This window comes from Streptomyces sp. SID4985 (assembly GCF_009863025.1).
Classification (GTDB): domain Bacteria; phylum Actinomycetota; class Actinomycetes; order Streptomycetales; family Streptomycetaceae; genus Streptomyces.
Genome location: NZ_WWIR01000593.1, coordinates 1 through 3409 on the forward strand (window position 1 = coordinate 1; position 3409 = coordinate 3409).

The 3409-nt window shown below is 74.4% G+C and carries 3 protein-coding genes and 1 pseudogene; all 4 read left to right on the forward strand.

Annotation, left to right across the window (positions count from 1 at the left end):
• Nucleotides 1–759: DUF6457 domain-containing protein (locus GTW40_RS25600; protein WP_161182529.1), on the forward strand; the 759-nt coding region annotated here is incomplete at its 5' end.
• Entirely contained in the window at nt 756–2123 is a 1368-nt protein-coding gene (locus GTW40_RS25605; RefSeq protein ID WP_161182530.1) for a molybdopterin molybdotransferase MoeA, read from the forward strand. The genes GTW40_RS25600 and GTW40_RS25605, both read left to right, overlap by 4 nt.
• The gene (locus tag GTW40_RS25610; protein ID WP_161182531.1) at nt 2120–3217 is read left to right on the forward strand and encodes a potassium channel family protein; all 1098 of its coding nucleotides are present in this window, start codon (nt 2120–2122) and stop codon (nt 3215–3217) included. Before GTW40_RS25605 ends, GTW40_RS25610 begins: the two co-directional genes overlap by 4 nt.
• Before the next feature lie 46 nt (nt 3218–3263).
• Nucleotides 3264–3409: pseudogene (locus tag GTW40_RS25615) on the forward strand (NAD(P)H-quinone oxidoreductase); the annotation flags it as partial.

Below are 3409 nucleotides of genomic sequence, written 5' to 3' on the forward strand. Positions count from 1 at the left end.
GACCGGGTGCTCGCGGCCTGTGCCGGGGCGGCCGGGACCGTCGTCGTGGCCGAGCCGCGCCCCACCGCGCGGCCGGTGCGCTGGACGCGCGAGGAGCCGTCCGGTGCGGGACCGGTGGCCGCCCTGGACGCCGGGCTGCGGCTCACGTCCGCCGAGTTCGCGGTGGTCCTCTCCGCCGACCTGCCGTTCCTCGACGAGGCCACGGTGCTGCGGCTGCTGGACGCGCTGCGCGAGATGGGCGCCGATGCCGCGCTGCTCACCGATGCCGACGGCCGTGACCAGCCGCTCGTGGCCGCCTACCGCACCGGCGCGTTGCGCGAAGCACTCGACGCCCTCGCCGCCGAGCACGACGGTCTGACCGGGCTCCCGTTGCGCAGGCTGACCGCCGCGCTGCGGCTGACCCGCGTCCCGGACGCGCTCGCGTCCTTCGACTGCGACACCTGGGACGACATCGCCCACGCCCGGGCGCGCATCAGGGAGCATGGGCACGTGCTGAACGAATGGATCACCGCAGTCAAGAACGAACTCGGTATCGACCTGGACGTGGACACCCGCGTCCTGCTCGACGTGGCCCGCGATGTCGCGCACGGCGTGGCCCGCCCGGCCGCCCCGCTCACCACCTTCCTCGTCGGCTACGCCGCCGCCCAGGGCAAGGGCGACGCCGAGGCCATCGCCGAGGCCGCCGGGAAGGTCGCCTCCCTGGCCCTGCGCTGGGAGGCCGAGCACAGCGGGGGCGACACCGCTCCGGACGCCGGATGACCGCCTCCGGCACCCGCGCCGGGGCATCCGCCGGGGACGAACTCGACGACCTGGACGTGGAGGAGGCCCTGGCCCTCGTACGCCCGGCGACGACGACCCCCTCGGCCTCGTCCACCGCGTCCGCCCCTGAAGGGCACGCCGCCCGCCCCCACGGCGGACATACGGCCGCCACCCCCTGGCCCCGGGCCCGGGAGATCGCCGCCCGGGCCGCCCGCGCCACCACCCGCCCCGAGCCGGTCTCCGTGCACCTCGCCGACGCCCTCGGTAAGGTCCTGGCGGCACCGCTGGACGCGCTCAGTGACCTGCCCTCCTTCGACACCTCCGCCATGGACGGCTGGGCGGTCGCCGGGCCCGGTCCCTGGCAGGTGCGGGAGTCCGGAGTGCTCGCCGGACACGCCCCGCAGGAGGCGCTCACCGACGGCGAGGCCGTCCCCATCGCGACCGGCGCCCGCATCCCGGCCGGGGTCACCGCCGTCCTGCGCAGCGAGCACGGCCGCACGGACACCCAGGGCCGACTGCACGCCACCCGGGAAATGAGTCACGGTCAGGACATCCGGCCGCGCGGTCAGGAGTGCCGCAGCGGCGACCAGTTGGTGCCGGCCGGCACCCTGGTCACCCCGGCCGTGCTCGGTCTGGCGGCGGCGGCCGGGTACGACGCTCTCGCTGTTGTCCCGCGCCCGCGCGCCGAGATCCTCGTCCTCGGCGACGAGCTGCTCACCGAGGGACTCCCGCACGACGGCCTGATCCGCGACGCGCTCGGCCCGATGCTCGCGCCCTGGCTGCGCGCCCTCGGCGCCGAGGTGACCGCCGTACGACGGCTGGGCGACGACGCCAAGGCATTGCGCAGGGCGATCACCTCCTCGCGCGCCGACCTGATCGTCACCACCGGAGGCACCGCCGGGGGCCCGGTCGACCAGGTGCATCCCACCCTCGCGGCCCTGAACGCCGAACTCCTCGTGGACGGGGTCGCGGTACGCCCCGGCCATCCCATGCTGCTGGCCCGGGTCAAGGACGGCCGGCACCTCGTCGGGCTGCCCGGCAACCCCCTCGCGGCGGTCTCCGGACTGATCACGCTCGCCGAGCCCCTGCTGCGCGCCCTGGCGGCCCGCCCGGCCCCCGAGCCGTACGCGCTGCCGCTGCGGGAGCCGGTGGCGGGGCACCCGCACGACACGAGGCTGGTCCCCGTGACGCTGCGCGGCGACCATGCCGTACCGCTGCGCTACAACGGCCCGGCCATGCTGCGCGGGATCGCCGCCGCCGACGCGCTGGCCGTCGTACCGCCGGGCGGCTCTGCGCAGGGTGCGGGGGCGGAACTGCTCGACCTGCCGTGGGCGGCGGGTGGAATCGGGGTGTGTTTCACGTGAAACTTCCGGGCCATGACGCCATAGCCCGCCAGACCGGCGACCATCTGGTGACCCATCGGATCAAGCTCCCCAGAAAAGCGGTGGAGCGGCCGCTGCGCCAGGTGGCCAAACGGCTGGTCATGGCGCTGCTCGTACTGGTCGCGACCGCCTTCGTCGTCTACGCCGACCGCGCGGGCTACAACGACAACTCCGACGGCCCGGTGGACCTGCTCGACGCCTTCTACTACGCCACGGTCACCCTCTCCACCACCGGATACGGCGACATCACGCCGGTCAGCGACAGCGCCCGGCTCACCAACATCCTCGTCATCACGCCCCTGCGCGTGCTGTTCCTGATCATCCTGGTCGGCACCACGCTGGAAGTCCTCACCGAGCGCACCCGTGAGGAATGGCGCCTGAACCGCTGGAGGTCCACCTTGCGCGACCACACCGTCGTCATCGGCTTCGGCACGAAGGGCCGCTCGGCGATCCAGACCGTGTGCGCGACCGGGCTGAAGAGCGAGCAGGTCGTCGTGGTCGACCCCAGTTCCAAGGCCATCGACGCGGCCACCGCCGAGGGCTACGCGGGCGTGGTCGGCGACGCCACCCGCAGCGACGTCCTGCGCCGCGCCGAGGTGCACAAGGCGCGGCAGATCATCATCGCCCCGCAGCGCGACGACACCTCCGTCCTGGTCACCCTGACGGCCCGGCAGCTCAACCGTGGCGCCAAGATCGTGGCCGCCGTGCGCGAGGAGGAGAACGCCCCGCTGCTCAAGCAGTCCGGCGCCGACGCGGTGATCACCAGCTCCGCCGCGGCGGGACGCCTGCTCGGCCTCTCGGTGCTCAGCCCCGCCGCCGGCATGGTGATGGAGGACCTGATCCAGCAGGGCAGCGGCATGGACATCGTGGAGCGCCCCGTGGTCCGCGCCGAGGCGGGCAAGACCCCGCGCGAGGCCGAGGACCTGGTGGTGAGCGTCCTGCGCGGACACCGGGTGCTCGGCTACGACGACCCGGCCGTCGGTACCCTCCAGCTGACGGACCGCCTGATCACCATCGCCCGCGCGACCCCGGCGACCCAGGTCGCCCCGCACCCGCGCCCGCTGCCCGGCGACTGAGCGGGTCCGGTGCCGGGCCGCCGGACCGGGGAGTAGCGTCGCGGGCATGTATGCGATCACCATTCCCGAACCCGGCGGCCCCGAGAAGCTGGTGTGGGAGGAGGTGCCCGATCCCGCGCCCGGTGAGGGCGAGGTGCTGGTCGACGTGGTGGCCACCGCCGTCAACCGCGCCGACATCATGCAGCGTCAGGG